Source organism: Bradyrhizobium jicamae (assembly GCF_001440395.1).
Taxonomy (GTDB): Bacteria; Pseudomonadota; Alphaproteobacteria; order Rhizobiales; family Xanthobacteraceae; genus Bradyrhizobium; species Bradyrhizobium jicamae.
In genome coordinates, this window is record NZ_LLXZ01000069.1 from 1 (window position 1) to 17,547 (window position 17,547).

The following is a 17,547-nucleotide window of genomic DNA, read 5'->3' on the forward strand; positions in this document are numbered from 1 at the left end:
CGCCTTCGCGGTAACGGGCCAGCGCGCCCGCCGCGGCGGATTGGCCCCGCGCCCACAGGCCGATCAGATGACCGGCGGCGCGGCCGGTGGCGCCGCCCGCCCAGACCAGCTCGAACGGCGAGAACAGTTTCCAGCGGTCCTCGCCCCAGAGGATGCTGCGCGCGATCACCTGCCCTGCCATCGCCGAAGTGTTCAATCCCTGCCGGCCGAAGCCGCTGGCGACCCACAGCCCTTTGCGGAGCTGGCCGATCTGCGGCATGCCATGCACGGTCACCCCGACTGCACCGCCGAACACCTGCGATATCGGGGCTTTGCCGAGCTTTGGGAAAACGGTCGCAATGCGGCGCTGGATGGCGGGGCCAAAGCGGTGCGGCCGCGCCTCCCAGGTGGTTTCCGGGCTCGCCCACATCAGCCGGTCGCCGTCGACGATTCGGAAATGATCGATGCCGTCGCTGTCGGTTACCGATCCCCTGAAGGCGATCACCTCGCCAAGCCGCTCGCCGAGCGGCTCCGTCACCGCGGCATAGCGCCAGACCGGCAGCAACGTCTCCGACAGGCGACGCAACGGCGCGCCGAGGTGGACGTTGCCGGCCAGCACGATATGCGAGGCACGCAGCCGCGCCGAGGGCGTCACGATGCGCTTGCGAATGCCCGACGGATCGATGCTGACGACCGGCGTATCCTCGAAGATGCGCGCCCCCGCCCGCTTCGCCTGCGCGGCAAGGCCGTGGATGTATTTGCGGCCGTCGATCTGGAACGCGCGCGGATAGTAGACGCCGTGGAAATAACGCCCGGTGCCCAGCTGATCGCGAACGCGATCGACCTGCCACCCCTCGACCTCGGTCTCGAAATCCTCGCTCAGCATCTGCAGCCGGCTGATCAGCGTTTCGCCGGCGTCGACATTGGAGACCTCCAGCGCCCCCTCGCTCAATGCAATGCCCGGCATCGCCTCGTCGGTCGCGGCAGCGCGAACGTAATCGACGCCCTCCTTCGACAGCGCCCACAATTCGCGTGCGTCCTCGAGGCCGACGCGCTCGATCAGGTCGCCGATCGGAAGACTGTAACCCGGCATCACCGTGCCGAGCTGATGACCGGACGCGTTCCAGCCGACATGCCGTCCCTCGAGCACGGCGACGCTGGCGCCGCGCCGCGCGGCCTCCAGCGCTACCGTGAGACCGGCAAGGCCGGCTCCCACCACGCAAATGTCAACATCGAGGTCGAATGAGAGACGCGAGCGAAAAGGCGCGTCGTCATCGGGGCCGTTGGTCGCACTTGTGAAAGTCTCGGGCATAGCGTTTCTTAACGGACCGCCGCGGCGCTTGTCACCTTGTCCGGGACATGAGCTTGTAGATTAGTCCAGACTAAGACCGAATCGAGATTGCGCCCATGCGCCGTTTGATGCTGCTGCGTCACGCCAAGACCGAACATGACGCGCCTTCGGGCCATGACCAGGACCGCCGTCTCGACGAGCGCGGCCGGCTGGATGCCGCCGCCATTGGAACCTGGATCGGCCAACATCCGCCGCTCCCCGACGCCGTTCTGGTTTCCACCGCCGTGCGGGCGCGGCAGACCTGGGAAATCGCTCGCGATGCGATGAAGGATGCCGTGCGGGAACGGCTGCCGCAGCCGCAGGTCGAACTGCTTGACGAACTCTACGGCGCCGAGCCGACGCAGCTCCTGCAGATCATCCGCATGGCTGACGTCACCGACCCGGCACGGCTGATGCTGATCGGCCACAATCCCGGCATGCATGAGCTGGCACTGATGCTCGCCGGCAGCGGGGACGCCGCGGCGAAGAAGGCGCTTGAAGGCAATCTGCCAACCGCTGGCCTTGCCATCCTGGATTTCGCGACCGACGACTGGAGCGAGGTGGCGTTCCGCCGCGGCAAGCTCGTTCGCTTCACCAGCCCGAAACTGCTGAAGCAGGCGCTGGACGATTGAGCCCGCGCGGACATCCGGGCCTGCCCATGCTAAACTGGCCATGACCTGTTTTCGAGCGAATTAGCAACAAGTTCGCGTAAAAGAAAACACGTCAAAACAATGGGCTGGCGTTGGGTTCTGACAATTCGGAACCGGAACGGCCGGTAGCCGGAGGCGCAGATGTTCAAGTCGATTCTCGTGCCGATCGATCTGGCCGATACCGATCTGGCCAAGCCCGCGATCGCGACCGCCGCAACGCTGTCACAGACCTGGAACGGCTCGGTGCGCTTGCTCAACGTGTTGCCGATGACACCGGTAATGCTGGCGGAATATGTGCCGGCCGATTTCGATGCCCAGCAGCGCGCCACCTCGGAGGAAGCGCTATCGATTGTCGCGTCGGAATCCGGCATCGCCGCGCCGCGCATTTCCACCGCAGTGCGAAAAGGCGGCATCTATCATGAGATCCTCGAAGAGGCCGCCGCGATCAAGGCCGACCTGATCGTGATGACCTCGCACCGGCCGGCGATGCGGACCTATTTCCTCGGCTCCAATGCCGGCCATGTCGTGCGCTATGCCAAGTGCTCGGTGCTGGTGGTGCGGCACTAATTGGCGTGCCCAACACAAAATATCGAAAACAACCCCATGCAAAGTAGGACCGCCCTGCCGCAACCACTCTTGCGGTTCGCCTGATCGGGCGTTGCCGGAGCGCTCCTGAAAAAAAAATCGGCCCGGTCTTCGACCGGGCCGATGGCGTCAAATCATTGATCCAAATGCCTCACATCGTCCGCCCGAACGTCGGATCAATCAGGCCGCGCACGGCCGTATCGATCTGGCTACGCTCGACGCCGATGTCGCGGAGCGCGCGGTCGTCCAGTTCGCTCAGAGTTTTGATTGCTTCGCGATGCGCAAGATGGGTGACGATGGCGTTCACCCAGCCGCCGAGCAGACGGAAAAATCCGGTCCGCGCGTTTCGGGACGCAGGCTGGCCTGCCGTCTGGGATATCGTCGTCATCGTTCTTCTCCTTGCTGTTGCGCGGCAAACCGCTGCCGCCGACGCAAACGCCGAATGCGCTTGTGCCTATTGATCCGATTGCTTGCACCCCTCTCAGTGCAATCTCAGGCTTGATGGGTTCAAAATGATCCGATACATTCCTCGGTGCAAGGAAAACATTGCTCTCGGTGCAATAATGTCAAAGTTCGAGTACCTGAAGCTTGCCGATACCGTCGCCGCCGAGATCGCCAATGGCGCGCTCAAGCCGGGTGACCGCCTGCCGCCGCAGCGCAGTTTCGCCTACGAGCGCAAGATCGCGGTCTCGACGGCGAGCCGCGTCTACACCGAGCTGCTGCGGCGTGGCCTGGTGGTCGGCGAAGTCGGGCGCGGCACGTTCGTCTCAGGCGAGACGCGCCGCGGCGTCGCCATGCCGACCGAGCCGCGCGGCGCGCGCATCGATCTCGAAGTGAACTACCCGATACTGCCGACGCAATCGGTAATGATCGCAAGAAGCCTTGCGGGGCTCGAACGCCCCGAAGTGCTCGATCTCGCGTTGCGGCACTCGACCACGACAGGCACGCTGGCGGCGCGGACCATTTCCGCCGAGTTTCTCTCCCGCGAGGACTGGACCCCGGCTCCCGATCAGCTCGTCTTCACCGCGAACGGCAGGCAGTGCATCGCCGCGGCGCTGGCGGCGATGGTACCGAGCGGCGGCCGCTGCGGCGTCGAGGCGCTGACCTATCCTTTCATCAAGGACATCGCCGCCAGGCTCGGCGTGACGCTGGTGCCGCTCGCGATGGACGAGAACGGCGTTCGCCCGGATGCGGTGCAGAAGGCGCACCGCGAAGCGCATTTGTCGGCGCTGTACGTTCAGCCGACGATTCAAAATCCGCTCGGCATGACCATGCCGCAGGCGCGCCGGGCCGACCTGCTCCGCGTCGTCGAGAAGCTCGGCCTCACCGTGATCGAGGACACGGTCTATGGCTTTCTCGACGAAGAAACGCCGATGGCCGCACTCGCGCCCGATAGCTGCATCACGCTCGACAGCCTGTCGAAGAAGGTGGCACCCGGCCTCGCGCTCGGCTTCATCGTTTCGCCGCCGCGCCTGCGCGAGCGCATCATGGCCGCCGTTCGATCGGGCGGATGGACGGCTTCCGGATTCGCCTTTGCCGCCGGACAACGGCTGATGGCTGATGGCACGGTCGCCGAACTGTCACGCCTGAAACGGATCGATGCGGCGCGGCGCCAGCAGATGGCGGCCAGATACCTCGCCGGCTTCGAAATCCAGGCCAACGTCAAATCCTACCATCTCTGGCTCACTTTGCCCCAGCATTGGCGCTCGCAGACATTCGTCGCGGCCGCGGCCCGCCGCGACATCGCGCTGACGCCCTCGACCACCTTTGCGGTAACTCCCGGCCATGCCCCCAATGCCGTCCGCCTGGCCCTCGGCGCCCCCAGCACCGAACAGCTCGATCTGGCGCTGCGCACGCTCTCGGGAATGCTGACGGCGAAGGAAGACGTCGATACGACCGAATAGCGCTATCGGTCGCCGGTTTCGCCCGCCGGCCACTCCGCGATAAAGCCCCTCGCCTTGTAGGGCTCGATCTTGTCCCATTCACGGAGCATGCGGCGGCTGAATTCGACGTCGGTGTGCCAAAGCGCCCGCGGCGTTTCGAACGTATCGACCGTGACCAGCATCTTCTCCACTTCCGGCCAGTGCCGATGCAGCGTCATCGGATAGCGGCGCGCCGTCCAGGTATTGCCGAGGCAGATCACGCTGCGGATGTTGCCGAGCCCAAGCGCGGCGTCGATGATGGGCAGCGAGAAGATCACGTTCTCGCCCGTGTTCACCGCGCGATCCTCTCTCAGGATGATGTCGGCCGGAACGCCGCGCGCCATCATGGCATCGGCAATGATGGCGCATTCCGACCGGTCCGATCCCGGCGTCACACCGCCGCTCACGATGGCCCAGCGGAAATATCCCTCCCGCCACAGCCGGCAGGCTTCGTCGACGCGCTGGTCGACCTCCTCGCGCGTGCCGAACACGAACAGGAGATCGGCCGGCCGCAGCGGCGTCTCGATCAGATGCCGCGCATTGATCGCGGCAATTTCCGCTTCCGTCGGCAATCGCGTCGTTGAGGTGGTCACGGCATCTCGCCTGCTACCAGAGACGACGCACAGAGTGCCGCGCCCTGCGGCCTTTGACGAAATCACGTTCCGTGTCGCTTGATTGCGAAGCCGGTTACGGCAGCAATGTCTCGGGCAATTCGTCGAACGTATATCGGCGTGGCCGGTTGCGCTTGATGAAGCCGCCGATAGTCCAGGCAAACCAGATGGCGATGCCGACGAGAAACAGCGCGCCGGTAAATTCGGACGTCGCCAGCGCGCGCACCAGAAGCCCGACCATGGCGATGGCCAGTAACGCCAGCATCACAACCGCCGCGCCATAGGTCACCGTCCCGATACCGCCGGCCAGGGACGCCTTGCTGCCGGCTGCTTTCATCCTGCGATGCAGCTCGGTGATGAAGGCGCGGTAGCCCTGGTCCTGTGGCGTCATCAATGTGACCGTCTGCCAGCTCGTCGAAACGATGGCGATCTTTCCGCCGCCGATTTTTCTGATATCGGCGCGAAAGCGGCGGGTCTGCATCGACATCGGTCGGTACGACAGGCGGATCGAAGCAATCTCGGCATAGGGCCATACGCCGGACCGGCTGCCGATCCGCCACGACAATCCGGAATCCGTCAGTTCGAACTGTTGCGCCGACGAGACCAACGACGCCTTGTAGGCGTAGCTGAGCGTGCGTGCGCCCTCGCCGTCCGTTGCCTGGTTCGGTAGTGATGTCGGCAATTTCAAAATATCCGTGACGTTTGGGGGCCACCTGCTTGCGCGGCGCGCCGGCTTTACCTTACAAGCGGGCCATGGCCCAGACGACTTATTTTCCGCGCCGCCTGATTCTGGCCGGCGCGATTGTTTCCGGAGTGCTGCTGGCGCTGGCCGTGCACATGCTGGGCGCGCGTTACGGGCTCGACCTCGGCGGCCTGTGGCGGTCCAATACCGGCGAATTCATGCCCGCGGGCGCAGCGATCGCATGGTGGCTGATTGCGACCGTGGGCTTTTCCGGCGGCTACTTCACCGCCAATTTGATGCACGGCGCGGCTTCGGGACAGATTCCGCAACGGATGCGGCAGTTCCTGATCGTGGTCGGCGTGCTGATCCTCGCCGGCGCCGGACAGGCCGCCTCGGCGCCGAGCCCGGTTCCGACCGTATCGGGCGTGCTCGCCGGCCTCGCAGCCCTGTGCCTCGGCGCGGTGATGGCGTTTTGCGGCGCGCATTTCGCGCTGCGCACGGCCTGAGCAACAGGGCTTGCGCTAGGCGACGGCCTGCGCGCGTGCCTTCGACAGCATGGTTTCCACTTCAGTTGCGGGACGCGGCGGGCTGAACAGATAGCCTTGCGCCTGCGTGCAGCCTTCCTGGCGCAACAGGTCGAACTGCTCGTCGGTCTCGACGCCTTCCGCCGTGGTGACGATGCCGAGACTCTTGCCGAGACCGGTCACAGCGCGGACGATCGCCATCGAATCATCCCGTGTCGCGAGTTCAGTGACGAACGAGCGGTCGATCTTGATCTTGTCGAACGGGAAGCTGCGCAGGTAGCTGAGCGACGAATATCCGGTTCCGAAGTCGTCGAGCGAAATCCGCACCCCGAAGGCGCGAAGCTCGTGCAGAACCGAAAGCGTGGCCTCGCTGTTCTGCAGCAATACCGATTCCGTGATCTCGAGCTCGAGCCGCTGCGGCGGAAGACCGGAGGCTTTCAGCGCCTCCTTCACCGTCAGGACCAGATTGGGATTCTTGAACTGCACCGGCGAGAGATTGACGGCGACGCCGACATCCCGCGACCACCGGGCCGCATCCATGCAGGCCTGACGCAACACCCAATCGCCGATCGGCACGATCAGGCCGGTTTCCTCTGCCAGCGGAATGAAGTTGGCCGGTGAGATCATGCCGCGCAGCGCATGATTCCAGCGTACCAGGGCTTCGAAGCCGACGACGACGTCTTTGGCGACGTCGCGGATCGGCTGGTAATAGACTTCGAATTCGTTGCGCTGCAGCGCCGCGCGCAAGTCGAGTTCCAGCAGCCGCCGCGCCTGCGCGCGGGCGTCCATCCCGGTCTCGAAGAAACGATAGGTGCCGCGGCCGTCCTCCTTGGCGCGATAGAGTGCGAGATCGGCCTTCTTGAGAAGTTCGTCGGGATTCTTGCCGTCCTCCGGCGCCAGCGAAATGCCGATGCTGACGCCGATGACGAGCTGGTGGCCGGCGATCTCGTAAGGCGCGGAAACCTGCTCGACCACGTGGCTGGCGAGCGAGGCGACGGCGGACGGATCGCAATCGTGGCAGAACTGCACGATGGCGAATTCGTCGCCGCCGAGCCGTGCCACCGTGTCGTTCTCGCTGACGCAATCACCGAGACGGCGCGCGACTTGCTTGAGCAGCGCATCGCCCACGGGATGGCCGAGCGAATCGTTGATGTCCTTGAAATGATCGAGGTCGAGACAGAGCACCGCGAGCTGATCGGTGCGTTTGGCGAGCCGCAAGGCTTTTTCCAGCTGCTCGCGGAACAGTATCCGGTTCGGCAGGTTGGTCAGCGCGTCATGGCGCGCCATGTGCGAGATCTGTTCCTGGACCTGCTGCCATTCGGTGATGTCTTCGAAAGTCGCGACCCACCCGCCGCCGCTCTTGGGTTGATCGACCACGCGGATCGACCGTCCGTTGCGGGTCAACGTCCTGGTCACGCTGTTGCCGGCCTTGGCCGCGGCAATCACGCTGGCGACGAACTGATCGGGATCGCCGTCCCAGCGATTGACCGCCTTCTGCTGCCGAAGCACGTCGAGCAGCAAACGGCCCTGAAGCGCCATGCCGGTCCGTCCCATCATTTCGGCATAGCGTTGGTTGTTGAGCAGGATGCGGCCATCCGCATCGAACATGCAAAGCCCCTGCGACATGTTATCGAGCGCGGTATCGAGCAGGACCTTCTGACTGTGGAGTTCGCCCTTCGCGCGGCGATCGATCATCGCCGCGAGCAGCGACAGGCCGAGGATGGCGAAGGCTGCGACCGCCGTCAGGAACGACAATGCGGTCGGGGAAATCGACATCGTGTCGGTGCCCAGCGTCGGATCGGGAATCAGCGTGACGGCGCCCATTGCCGTAAAGTGATGCGAGACGATGGCAACCGTCAGCAGCCCGGTGGCGGCCACGGTATGGACGGGATTGTCACGGCGTACGGCGACGAGAAGCGCGATGGCCGCGAACAGGCTGCCAAACACGATCGAGGCCAACACGAGGCCGTGCGACCATACAATGAATGCGGGCAGCTCGAGCGCCGCCATGCCGGTATAGTGCATCGCTGCGACACCGCCGCCGATGACGGCGCCGCCAAGGCCAACCACCCACTGGCGCGAACTGGACAACGCAATGCAAAGGCCGGTGGCCACGATGGCTATCGCGAAGACCAGCGACAACAAGGTGACGGGTATGCTGTATCCGGCGCCCGCGCCCGGGTCGTAAGCCAACATCGCGACGAAATGCGTCGCCCAGATTCCGCAGCCTCCGACAGCCGCGTCGAGAGCGATCCAGACCGCGCGCGTTCGGCCGCGCGATGCCCTGGCGCGATGAAACAGGCTGATGGCGACGGCGCTGGCGAGCCAGCAGATGGTGCCGGCCAATAAGACCAGGCGCCAGTCATGTTCAGTCGCGAGGCAAGTTAAGACGCGGTACATTACAGACTCTCCCCAGCAGTCTGTAACAACGGTCCCATTCGTATATTTGAGGTAACCGTCGCGATCCGGTTGTGCGGATGGTGAACAAAACTTTTGGAACCCAACCGGCCGCAGCGCGCCGATGGTTAACTGGCGTTAGCAAACATCACGGTTTCGGCTTCCGAATCGCTTTCATGCGACGAAAATGCCCGCGAAGCGCCGTGACGTCCGCTCAACCGGACATTTCGCTGGATATCGAAGCATGAATGCCGCCGGCCGCCCGCGCAAAAAAACGCCGCGCGAGATATTTTCCCGCGCGGCGTTTTGCCTCAACCCAGGCGATGATCAGCTTGCGGCGCGCAGGTTGACCTTGCCTTCCGCCAGCGAGGTCAGCTTCTTGTCGGTGATCTTTTCCTCATCGAGCGTCTGCTGCAGGATGCTGGCGCAATCATTGCGTCCAAGCTGCCGTGCCCACGCAATCAGGCTGCCATAGCGGGTAATTTCATAGTGCTCGGCGGCCTGCGCGGCGTTGATCAGCGCTGCGTCCAGCACAGCCTTGTCTTCGATCTCGCCCGCGACCTCATCGGCTTCCTCGATGATGCCGTCGATCGCCGGGCAATCAACCGCCTTCACCTCGGCGCCGTGCATGCGGAACACTTCTTCGAGGCGCTGCACATGCGTTCTGGTTTCGTCGAGATGCGTCAAAAAGCCCTGTTTTAGCTGCTTGTCGGTGGCTTTTTCAGCCATTTTCGGCAGCGCCTTCACGAGTTGTTTCTCGGCGTAATAGATGTCCTGCAATTGGTGGATGAACAGATCGTTCATCGTCTTGATGTCTCTGGTGAAGAGTCCCATTGCGGTCGTTCTCCGTTTGGAACACGCGAGAGCGGGCCTCATCCAGGCCGGTTGCGCGCTTGTGTTCGATTTGATGATGCAGGCTAACCGGCGCGCAAAAAGGATGTTCCTAAAAGGCCCCGAAAACGTCGCGATGGAACGAGGGGACCTGCGACAAAAACAGCCCGCAGAAACGGACCTCATTGCGACTCAAAATCGTTAATGCAGCGACTTATGTAGGGCGTATGACAAAGACGGCGAACGAAGCCAAAAGGCATGCTTGTCAAGGGCTGCACAACGGCCCGGTTTTGGCTTATGGGTTCTCGCGCACGGCGCCTCTGCCCGTCGACTGTCACCTGCCGTGACAGGCCCACCTTTACGTATTGCCGCCCCGCCGGGAGGATGAATGCATCGGCTGCTGACCGCGCTCAGGCGCGGCTTCAAGGAGAAGATCGGCTGGAAACGGCTGGGAATCGCTGCGAGTCTTCTCATCATAGCTCTTGCGATCACCCATCTGGTTCACACTCTCAAGGGTGTCGATACCGGGGTGATTCTGACTGCGCTGACCGAAATCGCGCCGCATCGGATCGCGCTGGCGGCGCTGTGCGTGGTGGGTGCGTTCTGCACGCTGACCTTCTATGATTTCTTCGCATTGCGAACCATTGGCAAGAACCACGTCCCCTACCGCATTGCTGCGCTGTCAAGCTTCACCAGCTACACCATCGGCCACAATATCGGCGCCACCGTCTTTACCGGCGGCGCGATCAGATTCCGGATTTATTCCGACTACGGCCTGAGCGCGATCGATGTCGCAAAAATCTGCTTTCTCTCGGGCCTCACCTTCTGGCTCGGCAATCTGTTCGTGCTCGGCTGCGGCATGGCCTGGCATCCCGAAGCGGCATCGGCGATGGACCTGCTGCCGCCGGCGATGAACCGGCTGATCGCGATCGGCTGCCTGGCCGGCATCGCCGCGTATTTCGTCTGGTTGCTGATGGGCAAAGGCCGCCGCGAGCTCGGGCAGAACGGCTGGAAAGTCGTCTTGCCCTCGGCGCGACTGACGCTGCTGCAGGTCCTGATCGGCGTCGTCGATCTCGGCTTCTGCGCGCTGGCAATGTATCTGTTGATGCCGATGTCGCCGCATATCGATTTCGTTTCGCTGGCGGTGGTGTTCATCCTGGCAACGCTGCTCGGCTTTGCCAGTCACGCGCCCGGCAGCATCGGTGTGTTCGATGCGGCGATGCTGGTGGCGCTGCCGCAGTTCGGCAAGGAACAGTTGCTCGCGACGCTGGTGGTGTTTCGTATCCTCTATTTCCTGATCCCGTTCGGCATCTCGATCTGGATCATGGGGACACGCGAACTCTGGCTCAGCGTGGTGCAGCCCTGGCTGGAACGCCGCCGGCTTAGCGAAGCCTGCACCGCCAAGGCCAGGGTGCGGCAACGTGTCGAGGGCCGCCAATCCCGCGGCCAGTAACGCCGTCGTTATCTGCGCCGTCTGGTCTTTTGGGCCGGAGCTGCCTCATTCTCTTATTTCTGCCTTACCGCTAACGTCAAACGGCGCCATGGCTGGAATTCTCATACGTTCGATGATGTCGGTCGCGCTGATCGCCGCCGGGCTGGTCGGCGTGCCCGCATCCGTTGCGCAGGCCCAGACCGCCGGCGGCTATGGGCCGCTGCAGATTTCCTGGGAAGTGCGCAACCGTTTCCGCCTGTTCCGCGAGGAGCGGGACTTCCTGCTGCATGCCGAAGCCGGGCGTGGCCGCAGCGTGCTGGCGTCGGAGCAGGCGCTGGCGATCCAGAGCGATGGTCGCGGCTGGGCGCGCAACACCGTGAACCGGCTCTGCATCGATCTCGCCGGCCGCGTCAGCGAGCCCTGCATGCGCGACAACGTCAAGGAAAGCTATCTGACGCCGATCGACCACCCCGTCGTGATCCGGCTGACGGGCCCGGTGCCGGTCGGCGCCACCTGCGCCTGGACGGTCGACGACGGCGACGGCCCGCAAACGTCCACCTTCGACTGCGCCGAACCGGTCAATCTGCGGGTCCGCTATGGCCGCACCACGGTCGTGACCGCCGACATATCCTCATCGGAAGGCACTCAGCGGGCTTTCACCGAGATCGCGGTGCGCGACATCTTCATCGCGGGCCTCGGCGACAGCATCGCTTCCGGCGAGGGAAATCCGGACCGCCCGATTGCGCTCGCCGATGAAGGCTTTTGCTTCCGCTCCTATCTCGGAACGGCGGCCGCGCAATATTACCGGCCGAGCCGCGCCAACTACAAAGGCGGACGCGCCTGCGAGGCGCCCGACTCCCTGTCGGTCTGGCAGCGGCAGAGCGCGCTCTGGTTCAATCCCGCCTGCCACCGTTCGCTCTACAGCTATCAGACCCGGACCGCACTGGCGCTCGCCATCAGATATCCGCACATCGCGGTGACCTATCTGCCGCTGGCCTGCACCGGCGCCACCATCGCCGATGGACTGTTCGGCTCGCAGCGCGCCCGCGACTGCCTGCCGACGAAGGCGGGCGGCGCATGCCAGGGCACCGTCAACGGACAGCTGGCTGAACTGCGCGACGCCGTTGCCGCCGCGAAGCGCCGCCAGGCGGACCGCCAGCTCGACCTGGTGCTGCTGTCGATCGGCGCCAACGACATCTATTTCTCCGGTCTCGTCGCCGACGTCATCGTGGACAATACAACCGAACGCGCACTGTTTCGGCGCAGCGGCGTGATGGCGTCGGTCGACGATGCACGCAGCGCGATGGCGCGAGACCTGCCGCAGGGCTTTGCCAAGCTACGCGAGGCGCTCAAGCCCCTTGTCGGTGGCGACCTGTCGCGGGTCGTCTACACCTCCTACGCCAATCCGACGCTTGCGAATGGCGGTGCGCCCTGCCCCGGCGGACGCGGCGGCTTCGACATTCATCCCTCCTTCAACGCCCAGCCGCAGCGGCTGACCGCCGTTTCGAACTTCGTCGAAAACGAATTCCTGCCGCAGCTACGAGGGCTGGCGCTCTGCGAGGGCGGCATCCTGTGCCGCAATCCGCGCACCGACCGCATGACCTTTGTCGACAGCCATCAGGCCGCCTTTGCCAGCCACGGCTTCTGCGCGCGCGCCGAAAGCGATCCCGAATTCGACCGGCAGTGCTTTTCGGCGAAGGGCGACAGCTTCGATCCCGATATCGTCACGGCCGCCAACCAGCCGATGCTGTGCAGCCGCAGCGCCGGCGAGTACCGCGCCTATTCGCCCCGCGCGCGCTGGATCCGCGATGCCAATGACAGCTATTTCGCGGCGATGACCTACCCGCAAGGCTTGCCGACGTCGCAGCAGCCGTCCGATATCCACGACGCAACGTGGGGCGTGTTATCGGCGGTCTATGGCGGCGCAGTCCATCCGAGCGCCGAGGGCCACGCCGCCATGGCGGATGCCGCCACGCCGGCCGCCGCCGCCGTGCTGCAGCTCGACGCAGCGGTGCCTGAAGTCACCTCGCAGCCGATCGCACCGCCGGCACAGCTACAGATGCAGAATGCGCCGCGGCCACCGGGCCGCAGCGGCGGGCTAAACTAGCAAGGCGGTGCAGCTTCGAAAGCGCGTTTGCTATTTGGCAGGCGCCGGTGCGACGGGGGCCGGCGTCGTGGCCTTCTTGACCACTGGCGCCTTTGCTGTGGGTTGTTTCATCGCCGCGGCATGTGCCGGCAGATATTTTGCGATGATCGCGGGATCGACCTGCGCCAACTCCGTGTCCGGCAGACGGGTCCAGACCTCATCCTTGCCCAGCAGCGAGATGCCGAGATAACCGCGCATCGTCAGCGTCTGCCCATCCGGGCTCAGCGTCATCTTGGCCTTGTAGATCTTGCCGTCGCGCGGATCGAGCACGTTGCCGTTCTCGTATTTCAGGCCCTCACGCTTCATGTCGCGAATGAAGGAGAGTCCGAGCCACGGCGCGTCCTTCCGATCGTCGGTGCATTTCGAGCAGACCGGATTGGGCGGATCGCCGGGCTCGAGAAAAAGCTTGGCGAACGCGCCTTCGAACAGGCCGTTGCGATCGACCACCAGGAACCATCCGACCGGCTTGCCCTTCTCGACCTTCTGCCAAAGGCCGGTCGCAGAAGGTTCCGCCGTCTGTGCGGCGAGTTCACCGGTAAACGCGAGCCCGATCACGAGCGGAAGTATCAGTTGAAATCCGGTCAGCTTGCGCATCGTCATCACCTGATCAATTCCCTAAATGAATGGCCGCAGACTAAGGCCATTTCGCGGACGGTTCCAGTCGCGATCGTCGCGTTAACCAAGCACCGCGCCTGACATTTTTGGGAACTCAGCTCACCCCGAGCTTCTTCTGCAGGCTCGACGACGAGGTGGTGTACTGGAACACCAGCCGCTTGTCCGGATAGACGTAGCGGTGCGCCTTCTGCGCCATCAGCGCGCCCTCGTGGAATCCGGACAGGATCAACTTGAGCTTGCCGGGATAGGTGTTGATGTCGCCGATCGCGAAGATGCCCGGCACGTTGGTTTCGAACGCGGCGGTGTCGACCGGCACCAGATTGTTCTCGAGCGCGACGCCCCAGTTCGCGACGGGACCGAGCTTCATGGTCAGGCCGAAGAACGGCAGCATCGTATCGCACTCGACCTTCGAGATCGCGTTGTCGTTGCCCTTCATCACGGCACCAGACAGCTTGCCGCCCTCGCCTTCGAGCGACGTCACCTGACCGATCTTCAGATCCATCTTGCCGCTCGCCACCAGCGCGCGCATCTGCTCGACGCTGTGGGGCGCAGCGCGGAAATCATCGCGCCGGTGCAGGAGCGTCACGCGCTTGGCGATCGGATGCAGATTGAGTGTCCAGTCGAGCGCGGAATCGCCGCCGCCGACGATCAGGATGCTCTTGTCGCGAAACTGCTCCATCTTGCGCACGGCATAGAACACCGAAGAGCCTTCATAGGCCTCGATGCCCGGCACCGGCGGACGCTTCGGCTGGAACGAACCGCCGCCCGCGGAAATCACCACCACCTTGCACTCGAACACCTTGCCGGCATCGGTCGTCACGCGGAACAGCGGATCGCCGATTTTCTCGATCGTCTCGACCATCTCGTTGAGATGGAAGGTCGGGCCGAACGGCTTGACCTGTTCGAGCAGCGCGTCGGTGAGGCCCTGCCCGGTGACGAAGGGAATACCGGGAATGTCGTAGATCGGTTTTTCCGGATAGAGCTCGGCACACTGGCCGCCGATCTTGTCGAGGATGTCGACCAGATGCGTCTTCATGTCCAACAGGCCCAGTTCGAAGACGGCGAACAGTCCGCACGGACCCGCGCCAATAATCAGCACATCTGTTTTGATCGCTTCGCTCATATCAGCTTCTTTTCGGTTAAACTGTCGGGAAGGCCGCATCTGTCTAGCCAAGGCGGCGGCAACAGGGAAGCCAAATATCGCGTTCCCGGCCGCGGCAACCCCTTGCCGCCATTCGACAAGTGGGCTGTAAGGGAGCGAGATTTTCGGAGATGGCCCCGTGAACGCCCCTTTGCGTCCCGACGCGACCCCGCGCCTGGAAGATTTTCCCTATCGCCTGTCGGACAATGTGCGCTTTGCCGACCTCGATCCCAACCAGCACGTCAACAATGCGGTCTACGCGACCTATTTCGAAACCGGCCGCGTCACGCTGATGAAGGATCGCAGCTACGGGCTGATGCCCGAGGGGCTCGGCTGGATCATGGTGCGGATCGACATCCATTTCCGTGCCGAGTTGCACTGGCCAGGCAAGATCGAATTGGGGCTCGGCGTCGCCAAATTCGGCCGCACCTCGGTGAGCTTCGACCAGGTGGTGTTTTCCGAAGGCAGATGCGTAGCCTCGGCGCGCGCGATCACGGTCCTGATCGATGAAGCCACGCGCAAGCCGGTGCCGCTGACGCCTGAGCTGAAGGCGAAATTTGCGCCGTGGATCCGCCATGGCGTGGATCCCGGATGAGGTGGGCCGCGCTGCTCCTGCTTGTGGTCGCGAGCATCACGCCACGATATGCTGCGGCAGCGGAATATCATCGCGAGGAGCTGCGTATTCCGATGGAGGCCGCGGGTCCGCGCGGACTTGAAGCGATGCTGCTCAGGCCTTCGGGCGCACGGCGCTATCCACTCGCCCTGATCAGCCACGGCACGCCGCGCGAAGGCATGGCGCGGGCGCCGATGTCGCCGTACGGATCCTATCGGCAGGCGCTCGAATTCGCCCGGCGGGGTTTTGCGGCACTGGTCTTCATGCGCCGGGGCTACGGCGATTCCGGCGGCCAGTATGCCGAGAGCAGCGGCCCGTGCGAGCGGCGCGACTACATGCGGGCGGCGCGCGCGTCGGCGAGCGATTTGCGGGCGGCGATCGAGGCCATGAGGAGCCGGACCGACGTTTCGACCGACGGCATGATCGCCGTCGGTGTCTCCGCCGGCGGTTTCGCATCACTGGCGCTGACCGCCGATCCGCCGCCGGGTCTCGTCGCTGCGATCAACTTTGCCGGCGGCCGCGGTTCGCGCGCCAACAACGAGGTCTGCGACGAGGATGCCCTCGTCCGCGCCTTCGCCACGCTCGGCAGGACGTCGCGAATTCCGACGCTGTGGATCTATGCGCAGAACGACAAGTTCTTCGGGCCAGAACTGGTGCGCAGAATGTACGCCGGCTTTACCGACGCCGGCGGCCGGGCCCAATTGGTCGACTTCCCGCCACATGGCGAGGACGGGCATTTCCTGTTTTCGCGTGGCATCCCGCTCTGGACATCGGCGGTGGATGGCTTCCTGCGCGATCAGAATCTCGGAACGCGCGACATCGCCGCGATGCCGGCGCCATCGTCAATTCCGCCGCCGCCGCAACTGCGCGACAAGGGGCGCGCAGGATTTGCCGATTATCTTTCGGCGAGCCCGCACCGGGCGTTTGCCGTCTCGCCAAAGGGAGCTTTTGCTTTCCGGAGCGCGCGGCGGTCGGCGCGCGAAGCGGCGGAGGCGGCGCTTGCCGCCTGCGCGGAATACGCGCCGGATTGCGCGTTATATGCGGTCGACGACCATCTCACTGAGACCGCCAATGCCGGATCGCGCTGAACGTCGTCCGGACTTCAGGCCTGCCGTTCCGGCGTCGACACCACGAGGCCGTCGAGGTCGTCGCTCACCTTGATCTGGCATGACAGGCGCGAGTTCGGCCGCACGTCGAAACCGAAATCCAGCATGTCTTCTTCCATCGGAGTCGGCGCGCCGACCTTCTCGCGCCAGGCTTCCTCGACATAGACGTGACAGGTCGCGCAGGCACAGGCGCCGCCGCATTCGGCTTCGATGCCCGGGATGGCGTTGCGAATCGCAGCTTCCATCACGGTCGCGCCGTTCTCGACTTCAATGGTTCGTTTTTCGCCGGTGTGGTCGACAAAGTGGATTTTGGCCATGATCGCTCGTACTGCCGGAATATCTGAGGAAAGGTCCCGGCAGTTCGTATAACGGGTCGATCCGTACAGCGCCAGCGGTCGGGACGAAAACCTTGAACGAGGGACTATACGAAGGTTTTGGCCGGTTTCCGCTCAGGAACGGCGCAGAACCGCCTCGATCGCTTCCCGCGCCTGCGCGACCGCCTCGCAGAGTTCGGCGAGCGCAGCCGAGACGTCTGAGCCACGGGCGATCACCGCCTCGAGCCGGGCAGCGGCATCGCCGACGTCAAAGGCGCCGATCGCGCGGGCCGAGCCCTTGAGCGTGTGCGCCAGCGCACCGGCATCCGCAGGGACCGCAGCGAGCGTGTGTACGAGTTGCAACGACTGGGCCGCGAACATCGTCAACACCTCCTGCTCGATCCCGGCATCGCCGAGCGTCATGCGTTGGAGATGGTCGAAATCAATCGGCCCAGCGCCGGGCGCCAGCGGTGGCGATGGCATCCATTCAATCCGTTCGAGAGGAAGCGGCATGGCCTTGATTCCGGGTCGCCCCGCCGCACTGATTCTGGCTCCGGGGGCATGCCGCAGAGCCAATCACGGCATCGGTTAACGGAACGTTCCCGGAATTATCCCCAGTTTCGACATATTTTAGACACCAATCAGACTTGATCTGCGATCCGGTTCCAG

Annotated in this window: 18 protein-coding genes; 8 read left to right on the plus strand and 10 right to left on the minus strand. The window is 64.1% G+C overall.

The annotated features are described in order from the left end of the window. On the minus strand, positions 1-1,291 hold a 1,291-nt coding region (locus CQ12_RS11150; protein WP_057835360.1), incomplete at its 3' end, for an NAD(P)/FAD-dependent oxidoreductase. A 95-nt stretch (positions 1,292-1,386) separates the two neighbouring features. Between CQ12_RS11150 and CQ12_RS11155 the strand changes: the two genes are divergently transcribed. Further along, positions 1,387-1,941, plus strand: coding sequence for a SixA phosphatase family protein (locus CQ12_RS11155; RefSeq protein ID WP_057835361.1), 555 nt, complete (start codon positions 1,387-1,389; stop codon positions 1,939-1,941). Positions 1,942-2,100: 159 nt separating this feature from the next. Continuing rightward, the gene (locus CQ12_RS11160; RefSeq protein ID WP_057835362.1) at positions 2,101-2,526 is read left to right on the plus strand and encodes a universal stress protein; all 426 of its coding nucleotides are present in this window, start codon (positions 2,101-2,103) and stop codon (positions 2,524-2,526) included. Between the two features lie 169 nt (positions 2,527-2,695). Here the strand turns inward: CQ12_RS11160 and CQ12_RS11165 are convergent, their stop codons facing one another. After that, on the minus strand, positions 2,696-2,932 hold the full coding sequence (locus CQ12_RS11165) for a DUF1127 domain-containing protein (RefSeq protein WP_057835363.1): 237 nt from the start codon (positions 2,930-2,932) through the stop codon (positions 2,696-2,698). Between the two features lie 175 nt (positions 2,933-3,107). Between CQ12_RS11165 and CQ12_RS11170 the strand changes: the two genes are divergently transcribed. Beyond that, complete coding sequence (locus CQ12_RS11170) at positions 3,108-4,448, plus strand: aminotransferase-like domain-containing protein (protein ID WP_057835364.1); 1,341 nt, start codon at positions 3,108-3,110, stop codon at positions 4,446-4,448. A gap of 2 nt (positions 4,449-4,450) precedes the next feature. Here the strand turns inward: CQ12_RS11170 and CQ12_RS11175 are convergent, their stop codons facing one another. Then, the gene (locus CQ12_RS11175) at positions 4,451-5,059 is read right to left on the minus strand and encodes a YdcF family protein (protein ID WP_057835365.1); all 609 of its coding nucleotides are present in this window, start codon (positions 5,057-5,059) and stop codon (positions 4,451-4,453) included. A gap of 94 nt (positions 5,060-5,153) precedes the next feature. Continuing rightward, complete coding sequence (locus tag CQ12_RS11180; protein WP_057835366.1) at positions 5,154-5,759, minus strand: hypothetical protein; 606 nt, start codon at positions 5,757-5,759, stop codon at positions 5,154-5,156. 71 nt (positions 5,760-5,830) lie between these two features. Between CQ12_RS11180 and CQ12_RS11185 the strand changes: the two genes are divergently transcribed. After that, entirely contained in the window at positions 5,831-6,265 is a 435-nt protein-coding gene (locus tag CQ12_RS11185; protein ID WP_057835367.1) for a hypothetical protein, read from the plus strand. A 15-nt stretch (positions 6,266-6,280) separates the two neighbouring features. Here CQ12_RS11185 and CQ12_RS11190 read toward each other — a convergent pair whose 3' ends face one another. Together CQ12_RS11190 and CQ12_RS11195 are read right to left on the minus strand one after the other, a co-directional pair. Continuing rightward, positions 6,281-8,683: an EAL domain-containing protein gene (locus CQ12_RS11190; protein ID WP_057835368.1), complete on the minus strand. Its 2,403-nt coding sequence runs from the start codon at positions 8,681-8,683 to the stop codon at positions 6,281-6,283. 324 nt (positions 8,684-9,007) lie between these two features. Next, entirely contained in the window at positions 9,008-9,514 is a 507-nt protein-coding gene (locus CQ12_RS11195; protein ID WP_057835369.1) for a YciE/YciF ferroxidase family protein, read from the minus strand. Between the two features lie 385 nt (positions 9,515-9,899). On the opposite strand from CQ12_RS11195, the gene CQ12_RS11205 reads away from it, so the two are divergent. Then, positions 9,900-10,964, plus strand: coding sequence for a lysylphosphatidylglycerol synthase transmembrane domain-containing protein (locus CQ12_RS11205; protein WP_057835371.1), 1,065 nt, complete (start codon positions 9,900-9,902; stop codon positions 10,962-10,964). An 88-nt stretch (positions 10,965-11,052) separates the two neighbouring features. After that, positions 11,053-13,050, plus strand: coding sequence for an SGNH/GDSL hydrolase family protein (locus CQ12_RS11210; protein WP_057835372.1), 1,998 nt, complete (start codon positions 11,053-11,055; stop codon positions 13,048-13,050). Positions 13,051-13,080: 30 nt separating this feature from the next. Here CQ12_RS11210 and CQ12_RS11215 read toward each other — a convergent pair whose 3' ends face one another. Both CQ12_RS11215 and CQ12_RS11220 read right to left on the minus strand, forming a co-directional pair. Further along, positions 13,081-13,683 (minus strand): DUF2147 domain-containing protein, encoded by a 603-nt coding sequence (locus tag CQ12_RS11215; protein ID WP_057835383.1) that lies wholly within the window; start codon positions 13,681-13,683, stop codon positions 13,081-13,083. A gap of 115 nt (positions 13,684-13,798) precedes the next feature. Further along, positions 13,799-14,827, minus strand: a complete 1,029-nt coding sequence (locus tag CQ12_RS11220; RefSeq protein WP_057835373.1) for an NAD(P)/FAD-dependent oxidoreductase — start codon at positions 14,825-14,827, stop codon at positions 13,799-13,801. Between the two features lie 157 nt (positions 14,828-14,984). Between CQ12_RS11220 and CQ12_RS11225 the strand changes: the two genes are divergently transcribed. Then, complete coding sequence (locus tag CQ12_RS11225; RefSeq protein WP_057835374.1) at positions 14,985-15,440, plus strand: acyl-CoA thioesterase; 456 nt, start codon at positions 14,985-14,987, stop codon at positions 15,438-15,440. After that, the gene (locus tag CQ12_RS11230; protein WP_057835375.1) at positions 15,437-16,546 is read left to right on the plus strand and encodes an alpha/beta hydrolase family protein; all 1,110 of its coding nucleotides are present in this window, start codon (positions 15,437-15,439) and stop codon (positions 16,544-16,546) included. Before CQ12_RS11225 ends, CQ12_RS11230 begins: the two co-directional genes overlap by 4 nt. Positions 16,547-16,560: 14 nt before the next feature. Here CQ12_RS11230 and CQ12_RS11235 read toward each other — a convergent pair whose 3' ends face one another. Both CQ12_RS11235 and CQ12_RS11240 read right to left on the minus strand, forming a co-directional pair. Continuing rightward, positions 16,561-16,881 carry a 2Fe-2S iron-sulfur cluster-binding protein gene (locus tag CQ12_RS11235; RefSeq protein ID WP_057835376.1) on the minus strand — a complete coding sequence of 107 codons (321 nt, stop codon included), beginning with the start codon at positions 16,879-16,881 and terminating at the stop codon, positions 16,561-16,563. Positions 16,882-17,013: 132 nt separating this feature from the next. Further along, positions 17,014-17,361, minus strand: coding sequence for an Hpt domain-containing protein (locus CQ12_RS11240; protein WP_057835384.1), 348 nt, complete (start codon positions 17,359-17,361; stop codon positions 17,014-17,016). Between the last annotated feature and the right edge of the window lie 186 nt (positions 17,362-17,547).

Excerpts from the sequence above, each read along its gene's own strand:
- CQ12_RS11155 (WP_057835361.1), top strand. The coding sequence starts at position 1,387 with ATGCGCCGTTTGATGCTGCTGCGTCACGCCAAGACCGAACATGACGCG.
- CQ12_RS11160 (WP_057835362.1), top strand. The coding sequence starts at position 2,101 with ATGTTCAAGTCGATTCTCGTGCCGATCGATCTGGCCGATACCGATCTG.
- CQ12_RS11165 (WP_057835363.1), bottom strand. The coding sequence starts at position 2,932 with ATGACGACGATATCCCAGACGGCAGGCCAGCCTGCGTCCCGAAACGCG.
- CQ12_RS11170 (WP_057835364.1), top strand. The coding sequence starts at position 3,108 with ATGTCAAAGTTCGAGTACCTGAAGCTTGCCGATACCGTCGCCGCCGAG.
- CQ12_RS11185 (WP_057835367.1), top strand. The coding sequence starts at position 5,831 with ATGGCCCAGACGACTTATTTTCCGCGCCGCCTGATTCTGGCCGGCGCG.
- CQ12_RS11190 (WP_057835368.1), bottom strand. The coding sequence starts at position 8,683 with ATGTACCGCGTCTTAACTTGCCTCGCGACTGAACATGACTGGCGCCTG.
- CQ12_RS11195 (WP_057835369.1), bottom strand. The coding sequence starts at position 9,514 with ATGGGACTCTTCACCAGAGACATCAAGACGATGAACGATCTGTTCATC.
- CQ12_RS11205 (WP_057835371.1), top strand. The coding sequence starts at position 9,900 with ATGCATCGGCTGCTGACCGCGCTCAGGCGCGGCTTCAAGGAGAAGATC.
- CQ12_RS11210 (WP_057835372.1), top strand. The coding sequence starts at position 11,053 with ATGGCTGGAATTCTCATACGTTCGATGATGTCGGTCGCGCTGATCGCC.
- CQ12_RS11215 (WP_057835383.1), bottom strand. The coding sequence starts at position 13,683 with ATGCGCAAGCTGACCGGATTTCAACTGATACTTCCGCTCGTGATCGGG.
- CQ12_RS11220 (WP_057835373.1), bottom strand. The coding sequence starts at position 14,827 with ATGAGCGAAGCGATCAAAACAGATGTGCTGATTATTGGCGCGGGTCCG.
- CQ12_RS11230 (WP_057835375.1), top strand. The coding sequence starts at position 15,437 with ATGAGGTGGGCCGCGCTGCTCCTGCTTGTGGTCGCGAGCATCACGCCA.
- CQ12_RS11235 (WP_057835376.1), bottom strand. The coding sequence starts at position 16,881 with ATGGCCAAAATCCACTTTGTCGACCACACCGGCGAAAAACGAACCATT.
- CQ12_RS11240 (WP_057835384.1), bottom strand. The coding sequence starts at position 17,361 with ATGCCATCGCCACCGCTGGCGCCCGGCGCTGGGCCGATTGATTTCGAC.